General features: G+C 38.7%; 17 protein-coding genes. 4 read left to right on the plus strand and 13 right to left on the minus strand.

What is annotated here, in order from left to right:
• Positions 1-243: 243 nt before the first annotated feature.
• Positions 244-2,337 (minus strand): heavy metal translocating P-type ATPase, encoded by a 2,094-nt coding sequence (locus C9J36_RS12530; RefSeq protein WP_107943347.1) that lies wholly within the window; start codon positions 2,335-2,337, stop codon positions 244-246.
• Position 2,338: 1 nt separating this feature from the next.
• Positions 2,339-2,686: an ArsR/SmtB family transcription factor gene (locus tag C9J36_RS12535; RefSeq protein ID WP_066169160.1), complete on the minus strand. Its 348-nt coding sequence runs from the start codon at positions 2,684-2,686 to the stop codon at positions 2,339-2,341.
• A 314-nt stretch (positions 2,687-3,000) separates the two neighbouring features.
• Here C9J36_RS12535 and C9J36_RS12540 point away from each other — a divergent pair, with 314 nt between their 5' ends.
• Complete coding sequence (locus C9J36_RS12540) at positions 3,001-3,510, plus strand: hypothetical protein (protein WP_107943348.1); 510 nt, start codon at positions 3,001-3,003, stop codon at positions 3,508-3,510.
• A 130-nt stretch (positions 3,511-3,640) separates the two neighbouring features.
• Here the strand turns inward: C9J36_RS12540 and C9J36_RS12545 are convergent, their stop codons facing one another.
• The 4 genes from C9J36_RS12545 to C9J36_RS12560 all read right to left on the minus strand — a co-directional run bounded on the left by C9J36_RS12545 (position 3,641) and on the right by C9J36_RS12560 (position 8,449).
• Positions 3,641-6,058: a penicillin acylase family protein gene (locus C9J36_RS12545; RefSeq protein ID WP_107943349.1), complete on the minus strand. Its 2,418-nt coding sequence runs from the start codon at positions 6,056-6,058 to the stop codon at positions 3,641-3,643.
• Between the two features lie 16 nt (positions 6,059-6,074).
• A complete protein-coding gene (locus C9J36_RS12550; RefSeq protein ID WP_066169166.1) occupies positions 6,075-6,839 on the minus strand; it encodes an exodeoxyribonuclease III in 765 nt (254 codons plus the stop codon).
• A gap of 295 nt (positions 6,840-7,134) precedes the next feature.
• Positions 7,135-8,049 (minus strand): UDP-N-acetylmuramate dehydrogenase, encoded by a 915-nt coding sequence (murB, locus tag C9J36_RS12555; protein ID WP_107943350.1) that lies wholly within the window; start codon positions 8,047-8,049, stop codon positions 7,135-7,137.
• Positions 8,050-8,143: 94 nt separating this feature from the next.
• The gene (locus tag C9J36_RS12560; RefSeq protein ID WP_066169170.1) at positions 8,144-8,449 is read right to left on the minus strand and encodes a winged helix-turn-helix transcriptional regulator; all 306 of its coding nucleotides are present in this window, start codon (positions 8,447-8,449) and stop codon (positions 8,144-8,146) included.
• 140 nt (positions 8,450-8,589) lie between these two features.
• Here C9J36_RS12560 and C9J36_RS12565 point away from each other — a divergent pair, with 140 nt between their 5' ends.
• On the plus strand, positions 8,590-10,329 hold the full coding sequence (locus C9J36_RS12565) for an ABC transporter ATP-binding protein (RefSeq protein WP_066169173.1): 1,740 nt from the start codon (positions 8,590-8,592) through the stop codon (positions 10,327-10,329).
• A 78-nt stretch (positions 10,330-10,407) separates the two neighbouring features.
• Here the strand turns inward: C9J36_RS12565 and C9J36_RS12570 are convergent, their stop codons facing one another.
• The 3 genes from C9J36_RS12570 to C9J36_RS12580 form a co-directional block, all read right to left on the minus strand.
• Positions 10,408-12,780: a bifunctional 2',3'-cyclic-nucleotide 2'-phosphodiesterase/3'-nucleotidase gene (locus tag C9J36_RS12570; protein ID WP_107943351.1), complete on the minus strand. Its 2,373-nt coding sequence runs from the start codon at positions 12,778-12,780 to the stop codon at positions 10,408-10,410.
• 488 nt (positions 12,781-13,268) lie between these two features.
• Positions 13,269-13,904, minus strand: a complete 636-nt coding sequence (locus C9J36_RS12575; RefSeq protein WP_107943352.1) for an FMN-dependent NADH-azoreductase — start codon at positions 13,902-13,904, stop codon at positions 13,269-13,271.
• A 157-nt stretch (positions 13,905-14,061) separates the two neighbouring features.
• On the minus strand, positions 14,062-14,769 hold the full coding sequence (locus C9J36_RS12580; protein WP_066169179.1) for a DsbA family oxidoreductase: 708 nt from the start codon (positions 14,767-14,769) through the stop codon (positions 14,062-14,064).
• Positions 14,770-14,896: 127 nt separating this feature from the next.
• Between C9J36_RS12580 and C9J36_RS12585 the strand changes: the two genes are divergently transcribed.
• The gene (locus C9J36_RS12585) at positions 14,897-16,261 is read left to right on the plus strand and encodes an FAD-dependent oxidoreductase (protein ID WP_107943353.1); all 1,365 of its coding nucleotides are present in this window, start codon (positions 14,897-14,899) and stop codon (positions 16,259-16,261) included.
• A gap of 212 nt (positions 16,262-16,473) precedes the next feature.
• Here the strand turns inward: C9J36_RS12585 and C9J36_RS12590 are convergent, their stop codons facing one another.
• Positions 16,474-17,400 carry a manganese-dependent inorganic pyrophosphatase gene (locus tag C9J36_RS12590; protein ID WP_107943354.1) on the minus strand — a complete coding sequence of 309 codons (927 nt, stop codon included), beginning with the start codon at positions 17,398-17,400 and terminating at the stop codon, positions 16,474-16,476.
• 387 nt (positions 17,401-17,787) lie between these two features.
• Between C9J36_RS12590 and C9J36_RS12595 the strand changes: the two genes are divergently transcribed.
• Positions 17,788-18,588: a GNAT family N-acetyltransferase gene (locus C9J36_RS12595; protein ID WP_235616068.1), complete on the plus strand. Its 801-nt coding sequence runs from the start codon at positions 17,788-17,790 to the stop codon at positions 18,586-18,588.
• Positions 18,589-18,699: 111 nt separating this feature from the next.
• Here C9J36_RS12595 and C9J36_RS12600 read toward each other — a convergent pair whose 3' ends face one another.
• The 3 genes from C9J36_RS12600 to C9J36_RS12610 all read right to left on the minus strand — a co-directional run bounded on the left by C9J36_RS12600 (position 18,700) and on the right by C9J36_RS12610 (position 20,822).
• The gene (locus C9J36_RS12600; protein ID WP_066169188.1) at positions 18,700-18,942 is read right to left on the minus strand and encodes a MurR/RpiR family transcriptional regulator; all 243 of its coding nucleotides are present in this window, start codon (positions 18,940-18,942) and stop codon (positions 18,700-18,702) included.
• 103 nt (positions 18,943-19,045) lie between these two features.
• The gene (locus C9J36_RS12605) at positions 19,046-20,323 is read right to left on the minus strand and encodes a DUF4179 domain-containing protein (RefSeq protein WP_107943356.1); all 1,278 of its coding nucleotides are present in this window, start codon (positions 20,321-20,323) and stop codon (positions 19,046-19,048) included.
• A complete protein-coding gene (locus C9J36_RS12610; RefSeq protein ID WP_107943357.1) occupies positions 20,307-20,822 on the minus strand; it encodes a sigma-70 family RNA polymerase sigma factor in 516 nt (171 codons plus the stop codon). The genes C9J36_RS12605 and C9J36_RS12610 overlap by 17 nt, the downstream gene beginning before the upstream one ends.
• Positions 20,823-20,953: the final 131 nt, after the last annotated feature.

Below are 20,953 nucleotides of genomic sequence, written 5' to 3' on the forward strand. Positions count from 1 at the left end.
ATAAAAAGTGCATGAAATCAAAAATTTCCAATTTGATTTCATGCATTTTATTAGTTATGGGAGTTATCTCAAAAATCAAACTTCTCTACAGCACAGTAAAAAATTAGCTTTACGCTTATTTTAAATTCAAAAGAAACCGCTAAGCCCAGTGTTTTATCCCATTTCCAAAGAAGCTTTCCTAGATGAAACACCACCGAAAGCGTCCCAAAAGCTGGTAATACACTGCTTTTAGGACGCCCCTGCCTACTGTTTATTCAGTAAACGTAGTGAGTTTAATACGACAAGCAATGTCGCACCCATATCTGCAAAAATCGCAATCCATAGTGTGAGCCAGCCCGGAATGACTAGCAATAAGGCAATTAGTTTTAGTAATAAAGCGAAAGCAATATTTTGTTTAATGATTGACAATGCTTTTTTACTTAAGCGCATCGTATACGGAAGCTTTGTTAAATCGTCGCCCATTAGCACGATATCGGCTGTTTCTAATGCTGCGTCTGTACCCGCACCACCCATTGCAATACCAACAGATGCTGTTGCAAGAGCAGGCGCGTCGTTAACGCCATCACCTACCATTGCAACCTTGCCATATTGTCCTTGTAATTCCTTAATCGCTTGCAGTTTATGCTCCGGCAGCAAGCCCGCTCGCACATCTGTAATGCCAAGATTCTTTGCGATTGTCTGTGCAGTTAATGGTGCATCGCCCGTTAACATTACACTATGCTCAAGCTGTGAAACAACCTCTTTACTTTCCTGACGCAGTTGGTCAGCAATTGCTAATATACCGATACATTCACCATCGCGTGCTGCAACAATAACAGATTGCCCTTCAGCCGCGAAATCTGCAATTTGCTCTGTTAGCTCTTCATTAATAGATGCGAGTGAACTAATCCAATTGACACTGCCTACTGCAATCTTATGCCCTTCCACCGTTGCATAAGCGCCTTTTCCAGTGACTGATTGGAAATCTGTAGCATTCGCTATTTCCACATGTAGTGCAGCAGCTTTTTTCAACACTGCCTGTGCCAATGGATGCTGAGATTTTTTTTCCACAGCACCAACTAGAGCTAATAATTCCTCCTTTGGAATTATCGTCGTGATAATTTGTGTTACTTCTGGTGTACCTTTCGTTAATGTGCCTGTTTTGTCGAAGGCAACTGCATTAATATGCCCTAACTCCTCTAGGTAAACACCACCTTTAATCAATACCCCATGTCTTGCGGCATTCCCAATCGCTGTAACAATTGCGACGGGTGTTGAGACAACTAATGCGCACGGACAGCCTACGACAAGCACCGCTAAGCCTTGATAAATCCATTCTAGCCAATTGCCTGTAATAAGCGATGGAATAATTGCGACAAGTATCGCCACAACGATAATCGCTGGTGTATAGTATTTCGCAAAACGGTCAACAAATTTTTGAGATGGTGCTTTTTCCGCCTGCGCTTCTTCTACTAAATGAATAATTTTTGCAATCGTTGTATCATGTACAAGCTTCGTTACTTTTACTTCAAGTGCACCCTCTTCATTCAATGTGCCTGCGAATACCTCGTCATTTAGTGTTTTATGAACGGGAATCGACTCACCTGTAATGGACGCTTGATTGACAGCAGATGTACCACTTATAACAATGCCATCCATTGCAATTTTTTGCCCCGGCTTAACGATAAGAATATCTCCAATTTGAACATCCTCTGTCGGAACCTCTATCTCATGCATATGGTCGCCATGTGTGCGCTTAATCAACGCAATAGGTGGTGCAATATCCATTAATGTTTCGATAGATTGACGTGCCTTATTCATCGAATACGCCTCTAACGCTTCACTTACAGCGAATAAAAAGACAACAACTGCCGCCTCCTGCCACTCCCCAATAATAGCCGCACCAATAATTGCAATTGTCATTAATGTTTTCATATCGAATTCAAAACGTAGTAAATTTTTAAAGCCTGTTAAAAACATCGCATGCCCACCGACAACAATTGCCCCTATATAAAGACTTACGACAAGCGCACTGTCCTCTTCGTAAAATGAGCTCATTATAACAGCTGCAAGTACAAATAATAAAGAGAGACCTGCAAAAATATTCTCCTTACGCTTATAAAAAGGAATTGTTGTTTTTTGGCGGTCATTTATTGATTTAACTTTAATGCCATCAAAGGCACCTGCCTCTTCAAGCTGCTCAACAGTCGCGTCACCAACAACTGTTAGCTTTGCTGCACCAAAGTTGAGCTGTACGTCCTCAACAGTCGTAATGTCTCGAATATTACGCTCAAATTTTGCCGCACAATTGACACAAGACAGATTTTCAAGACGATATTGTTGCTCTTTTGTAGCCATTTTATCTGTCCTCCTCCGCATGCTCATAGGCAATTTTCACAATTTGATAAACATGGTCATCCGCTAGCGAATAATACACAAGCTTTCCTTCACGATGAGATTTTGCTAAACGATTTTCCTTTAAATAGCGTAAATGATGTGAAGCTGTAGCAACGGACGAGCCAATAATCGCCGCAACATCGCACACACATAACGCTTTTTCTATTGTTAACGCATAAGCAATTTTTAATCTCGTTTCATCTGCTAGCGCTTTTAAAAACTTCGCAACATGCCCAAGCTCCGGCAACTGCCCTTGCACACGCTCCACCGTCTCTTCATTAATTTTCGTTATTTCACAAACATCCTTCATACCTTCCTCACCTCATTCAAACATCCATTTGATTGTAGTATATAATATATGCAAGAAACATTCAAATGTTTATTTGAATGTCGAGGGGGCTGTCCAAAAAGCCGTGCAGTCGCCGGCATTTTGGACAGTGGTGATGGTGTTTGAATAAAATATTAGCTTATTGAAATAGTGGAGGCTTATTTTGAAAATGAGGAAAACATGGGATTAGCAGCGATAAAAAGGACAAAATATACAATCGTAAATTCCATATATAATCCATTTTACCCTTAAAATTATATGGGAATATATTACAATTTTAAACGGAGGTGGTAATAGTGAAAAAAACAATAAAATATTCACTGATAATAGCTTTACTGTTCGTATCAATCTTGATGCCCATTCATACCAACGCATTTACTGATGGAGAAGAAAATCTAGATGTTTATACTGAAGCGTCTAATGATTCCATCGTCCCTTACGCAGATTTTATCTATAGTAATAAGGTCAAAAATGATATGGGATTTGCTTGTCGTGCATTTGCACGAACATCAACGAATCATGTTGCATCATTACCAGAAACACCATTTATTAATGAAAGTGATGAACTAAACTTTACTGATACTTCTATAGAATTATTTAATGCTAATTTAACAAGTGAAGTTAGAACATCTAAACAAGGCTCGAGAATCATCATGGTCGCTGGCAATCACTTAACTAATCATGGCTATTGCCGTTTGACCTGTCACAGCGTATGCCTACAATTATCTCAACCAAATTTAAAAAAGTCCATTTCTCCGAGCATGTATATTTTATGTTTATGGAGAGCGGTTTCGCAATGGAAGTAGATATTTTAAACGCTAACAGTTTTGAGGTTCTGGAAGCGTACGATATTGAAGTCAAAGTAAATCATAGTTAGTTATTCGTACAAAAAAGCGCATGAAATGTTCTCAAATCATTTCATGCGCCCTATTTATTTTATTGTGCCTTTAAAATTAAATCATAGGCTGGATCAATTTCACCATTAATATACGTGCGGTGGTAGCGACCGTATACCCAACGTGATACTTGGTTGTCATACCATTTCGATTTAAAATGTCCACTTTGACCCGGTGCTACAATATGGTCTGTGTATTTCAAATCTGCTAAATCTGCTACAAAGCGCCATGATGCACCGTGGTTAACATAGCCATTTGCATCATTCGCAGCAGCTTGCACTGTTACACGTGAACCACCAACCGCCATCGTTTCTGGGTTCACATACGAGGCGATAAAGTCAGATGCGCTTGCAAGTGGGTGTTTAAATAAGATTTTATGGTAGCTTCCCCATTGCCATTTCGCTACAGATGTGCCGTATTTCACTTGTAAATCTGCAACGGCACGCTCAAATGAGCCATATACTAATTCGTCTAAACCACCTGCCTGCTCAATCCATACGCCTTCATTACCCGCATATGCATTGCGCAGCATTTCATCCATAATTTGATATTTACCCGGCATCATTTCATAAACGTCTGCAGGCATTTGGTCTTTGAAAATTGTTTCTTTAATTTCTTCAATTAAGAAATGCCAGATAAGTGGCTGTGCATCATCGCGATTATCATACAGCTCCCATTCTTCCATTAACGAGATAATATCAGCATATTTGCCCTCTGCATCATTTGCTTTAATCGTTTGTAGGAAGCCTGGTAAAAATTCAGCTGCATATAAATTTTTCTTGTCCATTTGCATCGCCTTCATTTCTGCTTTTGTAAAGCCTTCATACACTTCATCAGTTTCTTCATCAATTGTGCCGATGCTTTCTTTTACTGATTCAATCATTTCGACAATGCGCTCATAGCGATATGGCTGTGCCCAGAACTTTGTTATATGATAAGGGTATTCATCCCCAATAATTTGGTTGTTTGCCGTGGCAATATAGCCTGATTCTGGATTCACTACTGTTGGTAATTCATCATAAGGAATAAAGCCTTCCCAGCCATATTCAGAAGAATCCCCTGGTACTGGCAGTTGACCATCGCCTTTTTTGCGAATTGGAATGTCACCGTTTGCTTTGTAAGCAATTGTACCGTCCGTTGAAGCAAAGACGAAATTTTGTGCTGGTGCGCGGAAATCGTTTAATGCTGTTTCGAATTCCTCCCAGTTGGACGCCTTATTAAAGCCAATAATTGCGCGCAGTTCTCTCGTTGGCTGCAATGCCGTCCATTGCATAGAGAATACGGCTGTTGGCTCCTCTTCCTTAAATACTAGTTCTGAAATAATCGGACCATGACGAGTTTCAACAACCTCGAAACCAATTGTTTTTCCACCCTTTACTTTGATTGGCTCGTTTCTGACAATCGCATCTTCCCACTTGCCGTCATACTTGAATTGTTTAGGGTTATCAGGGTTCGGTGTCTCGATATACAAGTCTTGTACATCCGGACCAACATTCGTTACTCCCCATGCAATTTTTTCATTATGTCCTAAAATAATTCCCGGAATCCCCGCAAAAATAACACCACTCACATTTTGTTCTGGTGATTGTAAATGCATTTGATACCAGATCGATGGTGTATTTAATCCTAAATGCGGGTCATCTGCTAATAGCGGTTTACCTGATTCTGTTAACTCGCCCGATACAACCCAGTTATTGCTACCATTAAACTCATTTGGCAATAATTCTACATTGAAAGCACCTGCTACATCAACAGGATTATTTATGTTTGCTTCAATAATCGATTTCGCATCTTCTGGATAATGAATCATTAATTCTTCAACTTGCTCTTCTGTATAATTTTGCAAAGCCCAATGGCGGAATGCTAGCATATTCCAGTTTCCACCTAAATCATAAGCCATAAATTTACCGATTGTTAAAGAATCGACAGGTGTCCATGGCTCCGGCTCGTATCCTAGCAGCTTAAACTCATATGATAGCTTACTAGTGCCCTTTACTTCATCAATAAAGGCATTTACACCTTCTGCATACCATTCTAAAATTTGCTGTGCCTCAGCATCATACTCATTCCACGATTGCTCAGCCGCATGTCGTAAGCTAAATGTACGGAAAAATTTATCTGTTGATACCGCATTTTCGCCAATTACTTCCGCTAATCTACCGCTCGCTTGACGGCGTGATAAATCCATTTGAAATAGACGATCCTGTGCCTGTACATAACCTTGCGCCTTGTATAAATCAGCCTCTGATTGCGCTACGATATGTGGTACACCCATGCCATCGCGTGTCACTTTAACATCTGCTTCTAATATTGATAAATCAACTTCTCCTTCAATTTTCGGCAAGGAGTTTGCCACATACATATGTACGCCTGCTACTGCCGCACCAGCTAAAATAATTAAAATGCCAACAGTCCAAATGGCAATATTAATTATTTTTTTGCTCTTTATTTTCCCCATAAAATCCACCTCTCTATCAGATTGCGTCTACTTCTAGTTTTAATAGGATAGGACAATGATCACTCCCTAAAATTTGTGAATGAATATCCGCCTCCTGTACATGCTTCATAATGCGCTCTGACACAATAAAATAATCGATGCGCCAACCAATATTACGCTCGCGTACCTTATTCATATACGACCACCATGTATAAACATCCGTACGCTCTGGATACAATGTGCGGAATGTATCACAGAAGCCTGCGTCCAGTAACTCCGTCATTTTGGCACGTTCCTCTATCGTCACACCGGAGTTTCCTTGATTGGCCTTGGCATTTTTCAAATCAATATCACGATGTGCCACATTTAAGTCACCACAATAAATGACGGGTTTTTGTGCATCAAGTTGCTTCAAATAGAGCGCTAATTTTTCTTCCCATTCTATGCGGTAAGGGAGCCTTGCTAAATCACGCTGCGCATTCGGCGTATAAACATTTACCAAATAGAAGTTTTCGTATTCCAACGTAATAATACGCCCCTCTACCTCATCTTGTTCATCACCAACTCCGTAATACACATGCTGTGGTCTGTGCTTTGTAAAAATAGCAGTGCCAGAATAGCCTTTTTTCTGTGCATAATTCCAATATTGATAATACCCTTCCAGTTGTAAATCAACTTGTCCTTCTTGACATTTCGATTCTTGAATACAGAAAAAATCTGCATCCATCGCATGAAAATAATCCAAAAAGCCTTTCGTTATACATGCGCGAATACCGTTGACATTCCATGAAATAAACTTCATTTAATTACTCCTTATCAATTATGCCTCGGCTAACTCTCATCGGGATTTTAAATTGTGCAAGCACAATTTAAAATTCCCTATATCCACCAGAGGCTTTATTTTGATTCAGTGAGTGTTTGATACCCGTTGAATCAAGAGCCGAATAAGCATTCATCTCTCCACCTGTAGGGGGGGTTTCTATATTGAAGCTTCTCTTTCGATACAGAAACATGTGCTCCTGCGGTTACTCGTCGCAAAAAACATGTGCTCCTGCGGTTACTCGTCGCAAAAAACATTGCTGAGAGACGTTACAAGCTTATGCGTCTTCACCAACAATTTTTACTTCAAGCTCTAAATCAACATCGAATTTTTCCTTTACAACGCGTTGTACCATTTGAATTGTTTCGATATAATCTGTCGCCGTTGCATTGTTTTTATTAATAATAAAGCCCGCATGCTTCTGCGACACCTCTGCCCCCCCGACACCTTTTCCTTGCAAATCGCTATCTTGAATTAATTTCCCCGCAAAATGACCAGGCGGGCGCTTAAACACACTTCCTGCTGAAGGGTATTCTAAGGGCTGACGTGACTCTCTTTGATGCGTTAAATCAGCAATTTTCGCATCAATCATATGCTGTTCACCACGTTGCAATTGGAAAGTCGAGGATAAAACATAGTAGCCCTCTTTAGCAATAACACTTGTACGGTAGCCTAGCTCTAATTCATCCTTCGTCAAGACGATGCGTTCCCCGTCTTTCGTTAACACGACTGTTTCCACAATTACATCTTTAATTTCACCACCATATGCCCCAGCATTCATCGCCATCGCACCACCGATTGACCCCGGTATGCCGCAAGCAAATTCCAAGCCTGTTAAGCTCTCGGCTGCCGCATATTTCGAAACATCCTTCAGTAATGCGCCTCCTTGTGCAAAAACAAGACCTTCTGTTATTGAAATTTTATTTAATTTAGAAAAATTAATGACAATACCACGTACCCCACCATCTCGGACAACCATATTCGAGCCATTTCCAAGCATTAGTAATGGAATTTTGTGCTGGTGTGCATATTTCACAATAGCCTGCGCCTCTTGCTCGGTATTTGGCATAACGAGAATATCCGCATGACCACCTAATTTTGTCATTGTATACGTTTTTAATGATTCATTTATTTTAATATTTGAAGGATTGATGATTTGTGATAAATCATTTACCCACTGTTGTAATGTCATAAAGCAATTCCTTCCCTCTATTGATTATACCTCTATCTAAATTATACTTTCTAAGTATCTGTTTTTATGACCTATTTGACAAGTAAATTGTCGCTTACAACCAAGTTTGTGACCATTTTTCAATTTCGCGAACTGCACCCAGTAGTGACTGCCCCTTTTCTGTCAATTTATATTCGACACGAACTGGTGATTCAGCATACACTTTGCGCTCCACAATTTCTTCCCTTTCAAGCTCTTTTAAACGCTCAGACAATAAACGCCCGCTTATCGGAAGGGCCGATTCAATCTCATTAAAGCGCTTCGGACCATCTATTAACTGATGAATAATAAGTATCGTCCAACGCTTCCCTAATAACTCCATTGCCTTTGCCAGCCGTGGACATAATTTTTGTTCAGTCATCCTTATTTCACCTCTATCCTTTCTATTTTAACGACATTTCATTTGAAAGTAAAATTGTGTGAAAATTGTGTGTGTGCCTGGCACCCAAAAGATTCGGAACTTTTCTTGATTCTACTCGTATAAAGGGGAGGGGGTGCTTTATGGAACAGACTTCTAAAACAAAATCAGGTGCTTTTCAATCATTTGTAGCTTTATTAAAAAGCTTAAATTGGCCCATTGGCATGATTATTTTAGCATTATCGATTACATTAGCAGAAACTATTGCTAGCCTTGTTTTACCATTAGTAACAATGAATTTAGTTGATAATTTGACCGCTGACTTATTCAATTGGCGCATGCTTGCAATTATTTTGGCTGTTTTCATCGTGCAAGCAGTTGCTGGAGGGGTGTCATTTTATTTATTGACGTTTATCGGGGAGCGAATCGTTGCGGATTTACGTGAGAAATTATGGCATAAAGTGTTGCGTTTGCCTGTCAATTATTATGATACGAATGAAACAGGTGCAACGATGAGCCGTATTACACAAGATACGACTACATTAAAAACGCTGATTACTCAGCAAATGGTACAAGTCATTTCTGGTGCTATTTCCATTATCGGTGCAATTATTTTGCTTTTTATTATCGATTGGAAAATGACGCTCATTTTACTTATTAGCGTACCGGTTTCGCTGCTTATTATGATGCCCCTCGGTAAAATTATGCAGAAAATTGCCATTGCTACCCAATCTGAAATGGCTTCTTTTTCCGGTTTACTTGGACGTATTTTAGCAGATATTCGACTAGTAAAGGCATATAATGCAGAGTCCTTTGAAAACGAGCGAGGTAATAAAGCAATTCGCTCTCTATTCGGCTATGGTTTGAAAGAAGCGCGCGTTCAGGCACTTATCTCTCCAATCATGACATTGTTAATGATGCTTGTCCTCGTTGTTATTTTAGGCTATGGAGGAACACAGGTAGCAAGTGGTGCTTTGTCTGCTGGTGCGCTTGTCGCAATTATTTTTTACTTGTTTCAAATTATCGTGCCTTTTGCTCAAATGGCTACATTTTTCACATCATTCCAAAAGGCAATGGGTGCAACCGAGCGCATTCAGGAAATTTTCTCTATGCCTAGTGAAACGAGTGCAAAAGCTCAGCCCGCAACACAGGGCACAATTACTTTTGACAATGTAAGCTTTCAATACAATGAAACAAAGCAAATATTGCAAAACCTTAGCTTTACTGCCTCGCCTGGTACAGTAACAGCACTTGTCGGACCAAGCGGTGGTGGAAAGACAACAATCTTTTCACTTTTAGAACGTTTTTATGAGCCAACAAATGGGCAAATTACATTTAATAATCAGCCGATTTCTACTTTTGATTTACAGGCTTGGCGCAGTAAAATTGGCTATGTTTCACAGGAAAGCCCATTATTAAGCGGGACAATTGCAGACAATATCACATACGGTATGAAGCAGCCGCCTACTGAGGAGCAATTAAAAGCGGCCGCTAAAGCGGCAAATGCACTACAATTTATCGAGGAATTGCCGGAAGGTTTTGCTACAGAAGTTGGTGAACGTGGCATGAAGCTATCAGGCGGACAGCGTCAACGCATCGCCATTGCAAGAGCCTTGCTACATAATCCACAAATTTTACTTTTAGACGAAGCAACATCTAATTTGGATAGCGGCTCAGAAATATATGTGCAAGAGGCGCTTCAGCGCTTAATGCACGGCCGTACAACATTCATTATCGCACACCGTCTAGCCACTATTTTGCACGCTGATACAATTTTATTTATTGAAAAGGGTCAAATTACGGGGCAAGGTGCACATGAGGAACTCCTTGCCAAGCATCAACTGTATCGAGAATTTTCAGCAGGACAAGGGCTTGCTGAATAACAATTAAAATAGTAACTATTTTAGTGCAGTTGTAAAAGCCGTCTGGAAGGTACTACTTTCCAAACGGCTTTTTATTCTTTATTTCAATAAAAACTTCCCAAAACCATTCGCATCTGGTCCGATATATTCAATATTGTTTCCTTCTGGAATATAGTTTTTTGCTACATCAGCAGTAAGAAAAACTACTCTTATATTTTCAGGGAAGGCTACAAACTTCCAATTATTATTTGCTTGTGGGTTGATTGTACCTTTTTCAATAATATAGTCAATAATTGCTTGACGGTTTTCATGAGCATACACCGTTAAGTTTGATTGATCCTCTTTCACAAAATTAGCCCCGTAAGAGCCACCTACACGGTAGTTATTCGCAATAATTAAAAATTCTTGTGACAAATCAATTGGCTTACCATCAAATTGTACATTTTTAATACGGTTTGCAGTTTCATCTACGACATTACCCCGACGGTCGTATTTTGCTGGGGATGTTACATCGATTTCATATGTTACACCATCTAACACGTCAAAATTGTATGAGCGTGCCTCTGAATCAATAATATTTTGCTCTTCTGTTTTAGTCGGGTCAATCGTGGCAAACACACCTGCTGCCATTTCTAGCCATTCAATTACATCTGCACCTGTTACTTTAACAGTGGCTATCGTATTGTCATAATGATAAATATCAGCCATGTTTTTAATTGCTAACGGGCCTGCTGGAATATTTGTATAGTCGCTTGCATTGTCACGAGAGCCTGCTTTAAACGGTGCGCCTGCTGATAAAATTGGCAATTCAGCGTCTACTGTCCCCTTAAGCTGATTTTGAATAAACCAAGTTTGCGCCTGTGTAATAATCTCAATTGCCGCAGTATCCTGCACTAAGCCGAAATAGCTATTAATTGGTGCTGATGTTTCACCAACTGCGCGACGAATATATTCTAAAGTTCCTTCATGTGCATCCTGAATAGCAGCTATTACTTCTTTGGATGGTACTAGCTCATCACGCTCAATGGAACGAATTGCACCTGTACCATTTGTTACAATCCACTCACTCCCTTCAAGCTCTAACTCCAAATCAATAACACCCAAATGACTACCATATGCACCAGGCATAACTGTTGGTACACCATTAATTGTTCCTTTTTCTTGATTAACATTCACTAAATCTTGATAATCACCTGGAAACTGTAAATGGGAATGTCCTGTAATTAATGCATCTACACCTTCTAATTGTGTAATTTGATAACCTACATTTTCATTACCTTGCACATTTTTATCAGAGCCAATACCAGAGTGCGAAAGTACAATAATTACATCCGCTCCAGCAGCCTCCATGTCAGGAATTACTTTTTCTAATGCATCCAGTGGCTGATCGACTGTTACTTTACCCGTGAGATGAATTGCATCCCAGCCTAAAATTTGTGTAGGCACGATACCTGTTACTCCTACTTTAATCATATGCTTATCGCCGTCTTCATCAACAACCTCACGCAATAAAATAGCATATGGCTCAAAATAATAATCACCTGTTTTCGCATCGCGCACATTTGCATTTACCCAAGTGAACTCTGCATCATCCATTACCTCATTCAAATAATCTAAGCCATAATTAAATTCATGATTCCCTAATGTTGCGGCATCATAGCCCAAAGCATTAAGTGCTGCTACTGCTGGATGCATCTCGTCTGGCTGCAATTTTGCCTCAAGCGCTTTATAGGAGCCTAATGGTGTACCCTGAATTAAATCACCATTATCGAATAATAAATGGTTCGGGTTTTCAGCACGCGCTTCGTCAATTAATGTAGCTGTATTTGCTAGGCCTATATCCTTTGCCTGTTGGTCTAAATAATAATTATAGTCAGCTAAATTTGTATGAATATCTGATGTACCTAAAATACGTAAAGCAACTTTTGCCTCATCTTCTTCAGCTAATGTGGCTGCGTTATTGTACTGCTCTACAAAGCGTTTAACGATAAGTTCCATTTGTTGCTCAGTCACAATTTTCGTATGGTTAATCGTACCATCTGCAAAGCCATTCAAAATTTCTAATGCCGCTGCATTCGCCATATCCTGCTTATGGGATGCATGAATTTTTGCATTGTCGGCAAATTTAGCCAATATATCGAGTGGTGCATTTTCTGTTGCTAAGCCACGTGCCGCAATAACAAAGGCATGTAATCGTGTTAATTTTTCATCTGGTGCAAAGGTGTCTGTCGATTTACCGTTAATTAAATTTAGTTCAACTGCCTTTTCCACATATGGTGCTAGCTCCTTTGATACATCTTTAAAAGTAACGGTAGAACCATCCCCCAGCTCCACACCTAGTTCCTTAATTAATTGCACAACATAATCACCACGCGTAACAGATTCCTCTGCTGCTTCAGCAGATGTCATTCCACCTAAGCCTGCCGCTAACATTAATGATGCTACTGTCCCTGTGAAAATTTTATTCTTCATTTGTGTCACTCCTTGTCATTTATAATCAATTACGCTTCAACGTAATTGCAACCATATTATCCTAGATTCACTTGAAAACTTCTCTTCAAAATCTATGACATCCCAGAGCTTGGACCAACATAATGTTGATTACTCAGTCGTTACCTTAGCATACCGGGTGGTCCTACACTGGGCTCCTCTTCATCAGTAGATGTTTGAACACTCGCTAAATAGGTCTAACGCTTACCTTTCATCTCGTCACCTATTATTCTGCCAAAAGACGTTAAACCAACTTACTTGAGGAAAATGCCTACTAATCAAGAATTGGCTTTTGTTTTTTACTAGTCTTTATTTCATTCCACCTTATTTTTCCTTATCTTAATATTAAATTAATTCTAACTTTAGTAACATGATATAAAACGCCTATTTTGACTAATGATAAAAAAAGCACATGAAATCAAAATTTTGATTTCATGTGCTTATATAACTTGCCCTAGTTTGCCTAAATATTAAACTAATACAGCTGTTAAATTTTTCGCTACAGTTTTTACTTTTTCTAAACCTTCTGCAATAATCTCTTGTGCTTTCGCTGGGTTTGCGTTATGCCCTTCGATAACAACTTCGTCTACTTTTTGCATACCATAAACGCCACCGATTACGTTGTTAATATAATTAACAGCCATTTCGGAGCCTGCAGCCTCTGGTGTTGAATAAATACCACCGCGAGCTGATAAAATAATATATTTTTTGTCCGTCATTAAGCTTACTAAATTGCCGTTTTCATCATATTTGAATGAATAGCCTGCGCCATATGTGTAATCGATAAATGATTGTAATGCTGCTGGAATTGTTAAGTTCCATAATGGGAATGCAAATACGACTACATCTGCTGCTGTTAATGCTTCACGTGATTTATTGAAAGATGCTAATGAAGCAGCTTCCTTTTCGTTTAACTCTTCGCCTGCTTGTGCTTTACCGAAAGCGTTAAATAGCTCTTGTCCGAAATATGCTAAATTTTCTTCAAATACATCAAATGTTGAGAATTCAATACCTTGAGCTTTTGCTTCCTCAATGAAAGCCTCGTACATTTGTGTTGAAACGCCATCTGGGCGGTTATTTGCTTTTATTACTAATACGTTTGTCATTTATAAATCTCCTTTTAAATATACAATTCTTTAATATCTCGAAATCAAGACATTATATATAATAATAGAGCAGTAAAAAAAAATCAATCATACTGCTCTAAGACTTTTGACTGAAATTAATTATATACAAATTTAAAGGACAAACGTGCCTGTTCTCTTATTCAATATCACATACGCCATCTTCGCAAAGCGCTCCTTGACCACCAACTATATTTAACTTACGTTGCAGGCCAGCCTCTACCGCCGCCTTTTCAACTGTTTGCTCAAATAAATGTTGCGGCTGTGCACCTGAAATACCGTATTTATTATCAATGACGAAAAACGGTACACCACGCACTCCTAGCTGACGAGCTATTTCAATATCAGAATACATTTCTTCCTTATATTCATCGCCCGCTAGCATTCCCTTCGCCTGCTCACCGCTTAAGCCTACTTCCTCAGCCAAAGCTACTAATACGTCTGTACGTCCAATCGCCAGACCATCTAAAAAATGAGCCTGTAATAGGCGTTCGTTCATCTCTGCACCTTTACCCTGCTCCTCTGCCCATTTAGCTAAACGATGTGCCTTAATCGTATTCGCTGTTTTCATACGATCAAAATCGTAATTTAAGCCAACCTCTTTTGCTCGCTCTACAACATTTTGCGTCATCGCCTTTGTTTGCTCAATTGACATATTATATTTTGCCGCTAATGGACCGTAAATCGACTCCTCCGCATCAACAGGGGTTGTCGGATCTAATAAATAGCTTTTGTATTGCACTTCAATTTGTTCCCCATAACCACTCACTTCGAGCGCTTGCTCTAATTGCTTTTTTCCAATATAACAAAACGGACAAACGTAATCAGACCATACTTGTATAATCATTGCCTCCGCCTCCTTTACTATTCCATTGTACAAATAAGCAAATATATTATTCAATTTTTTTGACTTGTGAATAGTGTCAGGAAAATTTCCCTATACTGTATGTTAAATATAGGTAAGGGGGCATTTTATGCAACAATCATTATGGCTTCATCACACAACACCAATAACAACATCAACTTTATCGTCCGATACAGTTTGTGATATTTGTATTGTTGGAGCTGGTTTAAGTGGGGTTTATACAGCTTATTTACTTGCACAAGCAGGATTGCGCGTCATTGTTTTAGAAGGAAAAAGCATTGGTGAAGGAGCAACAGCGCATTCCACTGGTAAACTAACAGCGCAGCATGGACTCTTTTATCATACATTAAAGGAAGAAGATGCTAAGCTTTACTATCAAGTAAATAAAGCTGCGATTGAACAGTCGCTTGAAAAAGCAGACAAAACAACTTATAACACGGCCACATCATTTATTTATACAACCGAAATGGACAACCGCACTTTATTAGAACAGGAATACGAGGCATACAAGAAAATCGGCATCCCATCCAGTTTAACAAATGATACGGAATTAACAGATAAGGTTCAACTAGCCCTTGATATGCAACGCGAAACGCAAATTCATCCTGTTCAGTTTTTACTACATTTCGCAAGGCTAGCGCAGCAGGCTGGAGCCCAATTTTTCACACATACACGCGTTACACAAGTTACAGATAAACCAACTGTAACAACCGCTGAAGGCTACACAATTGCCTGCAAAAAGCTGGTATTATGCACGCATTATCCAATCGACTCCATCGCTGGTTTAAATACTTTGAAGTTGACAGTAGAGCGCGCCTATTTGACGGCAACAACATGTTCAGACCTTTTACAAGGGCAATACATTAGCATTGACTCACCAGCCCGTACAATTCGTACCGCTCAAATCGACGGGCAGTCTTACTTTGTTTATGGAGGTACATCCCATACGGCTGGAACAGAAAGTGACACAATGAAGTATTATGACACACTCGCTCAAGAACTCGACAGTAAATTTGACCTATCTGCACCTAGCTTTTTATGGAGTGCCCAGGATATGACGACACCTGATAGTATCCCCTTTGTCGGTCCAATGATAAAGGATTCTCCAATTTATATTGCAACAGGTTTTAAAAAATGGGGACTTTCAAGCTCACTAGTAGCAGCGGAAATATTGCATGGCTACTTTACAAAAAATGAGCATCGCGCTACACAACTATATATGCCAAGTCGCATACAAGGGCGTACTGTATATGACATGCTCATAAAAGCAGGCTTTATTAGTGAGCAGTTTATCGCAGGCTATATGACGCGCATGTCAGCACCAAAATGTACTCATTTGGGCTGTAAAACGCGCTGGAATGAAGCGGATGAAACATGGGATTGCCCATGTCATGGCTCTCGTTTCGATAAAAAAGGGAATGTGATTGAGGGTCCGGCTGTTTATCCGTTAAAATTAGAAAATGGTGGGGTCTGAAAAGCAAGCTTACGTGCCCTTTTCCGGGAAACTTTTGTTGTTTGATTGGAATATTTGCAAATTAGAAATATGTCAGTGTTCTATGAAAAATATAAAATAATATATGAAAATACTCCTCACACTTTCCCTCCTTTATATCTTTTTATAAAAGACTTCCTGAAAATCTAAAAGGGCAGTCGAGATTTTATTTACCATCTCGACTGCCACCCTTTTTATTTTAAGCCTTCTGTTAATACAGGAACAATTTGCTTTTTACGTGATACGATACCTGGTAAGCTAATACGTCCATCAACAATTGTTGCGCCAAAGCTCGCTGCCGCCTTTTCTGCTACATGTCCAACTGCTACCGCTGTAGAGTCGTTATTTAAAATATCTGTCACGACAAAGAAAAATAAATCTAAGCCATTCTCTTCTGCATTTTTTGTTAATAATGTCTCTAGTTCAGCTTGACGTCCTAGCACATCTTCAATATCAACAGCGTTTATTTGTGCAACTACCGCTTTGTAATTACCGAAATCAAAGCCTTTTGCATCTAATGATAATAAATCTTCTAATGATTTATCCGATAAATCTGCACCGGCTTTTAACATTGCTAACCCATATTCTGCTACATCTACCCCTGCGATAGCAGCCAATTCCTCACCTGCTTTTACATCTTGCTCTGTGCATGTTGGCGATTTGAATAATAATGTATCTGATACGATGGCAGATAGCATTAAACCCGCAATATTTACAGGAATTTCCACATCGTTTTCTTTAAATAATTTATTTAAAATTGTTGCTGTACAACCTACAGGCTCCGCGCGGAAATAGAGCGGGTCTGCAGTTTGGAAGTTCGCAACACGATGATGGTCAATTACCTCTAAAATTTGCACTTCTTCAATACCTTCAGCAGATTGCTGGAATTCGTTATGGTCTACTAAAATTACTTGATTTGCTTCTCCCGTAACAGCGCTAATAAAACGCGGGGCATTGAAACCAAACTTTTCTAAAGCAAACTTCGTTTCGTTATTAATATCTCCTAAACGCACAGCCTCTGCCTCTACACCTAATTGCTGCTTTAAATACGCATAAACGATTGCTGATGTAATCGTATCTGTATCTGGATTTTTATGTCCGAAAACTAATGTCTTGCTCATGATATAGCCTCCTAATTTATCTATGCTTATTAACAAGCTTATTTTATCACAAATTCTATCTTAAATTGAATTCGAAGTTTAGCATTGAAATAAAGCAGATTTCTAAGCTTCTCTAATTTAACATAGCTTTTTACTTTAATTACTTAAATATTATTAGGCGCTATTAACTTAATTTGTTCTTTCTTTATTAGTCTATTCATCCTCTATCCGTAATTTAAAACGCTCCAAACTTCCTACTTGCTAAAAAAAAATCATAGTCGTAACTCCTTTTTAACTTCGTATGTTAGTATAAATGCAAAAAATTTCAACATTAATTATTATTTTTTTGACGCATATGTTAAAATAATCGTATATATATTAAATTTAGTCATAGAAATGAGGATAGCAATGTCTAAAAAGATGGAAAAGAAGTATATTCCATTAGCTGAGTTCTTCCAGAATGCAACGCAAAATGAAATTACATTAACATATGAAGCAATTGAAAATATTATGGGCCAAGCGTTGCCAAATGCAGCTTATTTGAACTTGAGTTGGTGGAAAAAAACGAAGCCACCACTGACACATTACCAATCTTGGGTTAATGCCAATTATAATGTAATTGATGTTCAGTTAGGGCAAGCCGTAACATTCTCCCGTTTAAAACAAGCACGAAGTGATGAGAATGATGCAGACGAAAATTCACAGGCTTCTATTATTCGGTTAATTGAAACAGAAGATGCTCGCTCATTTATTCGCCTGCAAGAGCAAATTTATGCACAATCTGAGTTTGAATATTATGAACCAAATGTTCAACATCTAACAGTGCAAGTTGTACGCAAGCAGATGGCAGAGTGGCGCAAATTTAAAAGGCAAACGATACTCCTCTGCATTACTAATGGTGAATTTGCAGGCTATTCACGCATTACTGGTTATAAAGAGCAGCGTCTACAGCACGCAGCTACAATACGTATCGGTGTATTAAAAAAATTTGAAAACACAGGCATCGGTACAGCATTATTACAAAATAGTATAAAATGGGCACAGCAAAATGGTGTTGAAAGACTTGAAGCGGCGATAATGTCCCATAATAATAAAGCCATTGCCCTTTTTGAGAAACAGGGCTTCGCAGTTGAAGGTACGAAAAGGCATTCAGTAAAAATTGATAATGATTATTATGATGAAATCATTTATAGTAAGCTAATTGATTGATTTATCAAAACGCAAAGGGAGCTGTCTTTTCAAGATAGCTCCCTTTAATCTGGATAATTAATTTGAGCTGCTGAGAAAGAAATTCCTTTCTTAGCAGCCCCTATTTTTCACCTATTCACGCTGACGATAAGCCAAATCTTCTTTCATTCTCTTTTGTAGCTCACTATACCCTGAAAAGTCCATAGCATAACAAAATCGGATAACTGTCGACTCGCTTACCCCTGCTATTTTTCCGACTTCAGACGCAATCTTTGTCGTTACAATACTTGGGTCATTCAATACGAATTGTGCAACACGACGCTGGCCTTTGGATAATCGAATAAAACGCTTTTTAATGCTCTCACAAATACTCATACTCTTCTCTCTACCCTTTCTCATCTATTCTCAACTAGCTTAATTGAACATACATTAACATGAATAATCATTATATTCAATGTTTTTTCTGAAAAATCTGTCACTATTTGATTGAAATAACCACTTGCGCTTCTGGCTCAATTGCCATCATCGTCAACGGTCTTGTTTTAATAAAAGGTTGACCTACGTTAACTTTATATTTCAATTGATATTCGTTACGTCCAACAGCTTGTACAACATCTGTCACAATCCTTTCTCCATTTTCCAGCACTACAGCAAAAGGATGCGTTCTTAAGTCCCCGTCGAACGGGAAGTCACTATCAATTAAAAATCTTAAAGTTGCTTCGTTCCCATCCTGTTCAACATTCGTAATCACTATATCCCCCATAGCTCCTAGGTCAATTTTTTGAGGTAGCTCATTAGATAATGGCACAATAATATCCTCAACCACCTCATCTATTTTTGGTCCAGAATAATAATATAACCGTAACTCTGTCACATCAGGTGCAAGTGGCTCTAATATATAAGTCCATGTCAAATCGTAATCCGTTCTTCCCTCACCTGACTTCTCTAATATTTTCAATGGAACCCCGTTTTGGTCTGTAATCGTCTCAGATATAGACAAACCAATAGGATAGCCGACTTTCTCTCTTATCTCTCCTGTAAATTCTACTTGTAACTTTGTTGAAGTAGTTGAAGTTTGAGCACTCTTTACTTCAAAAGCAATCCCGTTCATCATACCCGTTTGTCCAGCTTGCAATATACGATGATTATTTTTTACTTTCTTGATTGGTGTTTCAAACGTCCAATCACCTACTACTCCAGCAATCATGTCTATTTTTAATGTTAAGTCAAATGCATCTGGCAAGTCCTCATCAAAGCGAAAACCGTATAGAGCGCGATATGAACCATCTTCCTCGTGCAAAGATGTTATACTCCCTCCTGTATTCAGCCATTCGCCATTCACGAACATTTCCATCTTGCCTATTTCTTGATATTCAGGCATTGAATAAATCACATTAATACGCGCACCATCATAAACAATTTCTTCAAAAGTAACTGAGATGCCATTACTTGTCACCGTTTTATTTAACTGAATCGCATTATTATCTGATAATGCTTTATGCAATCCTTTATCCTGCTCCTCAATTTTATAAACAAAGCTCATAAATGGGACCTTCGCAAGTGCATTGCCGACTGTCGGTGACACAAACCCCGCACCTAATACGAGTAAAATTGCTGCGACGGATGTTAATACTCCCATCGCTAATATATTTCTCGGCTTTTTCTTAGATACAACAATCCCTTTGCTTATTGCTTCATCCAATTTTTGCATCGGCACTTCCATTTCATCAATGGCTTTTTTAATATTGTTCTCCATACAATACGCCCCCTTTATTCAAAAATTTTTTTAATTGTTGCAAGCCTCGATGGACATTTGTTTTTACTGTCCCCTCTGGATACTCAAGTAACTCTGCGATTTCTCTAGTTGATAAATCTTGATAATATTTTAGCAAGATTACCGTTTTATACTTCTCCTCTAGCTGTTCAATTGCATGTAGTAAATCCATGCGTTCATCATGGCTAAACGTCTGTCCTTGCTCCTTTACATTTTCTTGTATTAATACAATTTTGCTATTTTTACGTAAATGCTCAAGCGCTGTATTAATTAAAATTTTCATAAGCCAAGTGGAAAAGTATCGCTCATCTTTCACGCTATTTATATTGGCATAGGCCTTTGTCACAGTTTCCTGTACTACATCTAGCGCATCATCCTCATTTTTCATATAAATATACGCCATTTTATATAGCTTCACTTTTTCATCTTGTATTAATTGTAGAAATGCGTCGCTATTTCCTTTCTGCGCCTTTTTTAACAATCACCTTCACACCCTCTCTTTCTATCTACTTATTAGATGAATAAGTAAGACCTTTTGTTTCAAAAAAATAAAAACGTCCCCAAAATGTGCTGCGCACTGCTTTTAGGACGTTTTGGTCGTGTTTCAATTAA

This window comes from Metasolibacillus fluoroglycofenilyticus (genome assembly GCF_003049645.1).
Lineage (GTDB): Bacteria > Bacillota > Bacilli > Bacillales_A > Planococcaceae > Metasolibacillus > Metasolibacillus fluoroglycofenilyticus.

Coding starts and splice junctions, on each gene's coding strand:
- C9J36_RS12545 (WP_107943349.1), bottom strand. CDS start 6,058: ATGGGGAAAATAAAGAGCAAAAAAATAATTAATATTGCCATTTGGACT.
- C9J36_RS12575 (WP_107943352.1), bottom strand. CDS start 13,904: ATGACAAACGTATTAGTAATAAAAGCAAATAACCGCCCAGATGGCGTT.
- C9J36_RS12535 (WP_066169160.1), bottom strand. CDS start 2,686: ATGAAGGATGTTTGTGAAATAACGAAAATTAATGAAGAGACGGTGGAG.
- C9J36_RS12590 (WP_107943354.1), bottom strand. CDS start 17,400: ATGAGCAAGACATTAGTTTTCGGACATAAAAATCCAGATACAGATACG.
- C9J36_RS12585 (WP_107943353.1), top strand. CDS start 14,897: ATGCAACAATCATTATGGCTTCATCACACAACACCAATAACAACATCA.
- C9J36_RS12595 (WP_235616068.1), top strand. CDS start 17,788: ATGTCTAAAAAGATGGAAAAGAAGTATATTCCATTAGCTGAGTTCTTC.
- C9J36_RS12550 (WP_066169166.1), bottom strand. CDS start 6,839: ATGAAGTTTATTTCATGGAATGTCAACGGTATTCGCGCATGTATAACG.
- C9J36_RS12570 (WP_107943351.1), bottom strand. CDS start 12,780: ATGAAGAATAAAATTTTCACAGGGACAGTAGCATCATTAATGTTAGCG.
- C9J36_RS12530 (WP_107943347.1), bottom strand. CDS start 2,337: ATGGCTACAAAAGAGCAACAATATCGTCTTGAAAATCTGTCTTGTGTC.
- murB (WP_107943350.1), bottom strand. CDS start 8,049: ATGACATTACAACAGTGGGTAAATGATTTATCACAAATCATCAATCCT.
- C9J36_RS12600 (WP_066169188.1), bottom strand. CDS start 18,942: ATGAGTATTTGTGAGAGCATTAAAAAGCGTTTTATTCGATTATCCAAA.
- C9J36_RS12605 (WP_107943356.1), bottom strand. CDS start 20,323: ATGGAGAACAATATTAAAAAAGCCATTGATGAAATGGAAGTGCCGATG.
- C9J36_RS12580 (WP_066169179.1), bottom strand. CDS start 14,769: ATGATTATACAAGTATGGTCTGATTACGTTTGTCCGTTTTGTTATATT.
- C9J36_RS12565 (WP_066169173.1), top strand. CDS start 8,590: ATGGAACAGACTTCTAAAACAAAATCAGGTGCTTTTCAATCATTTGTA.
- C9J36_RS12560 (WP_066169170.1), bottom strand. CDS start 8,449: ATGACTGAACAAAAATTATGTCCACGGCTGGCAAAGGCAATGGAGTTA.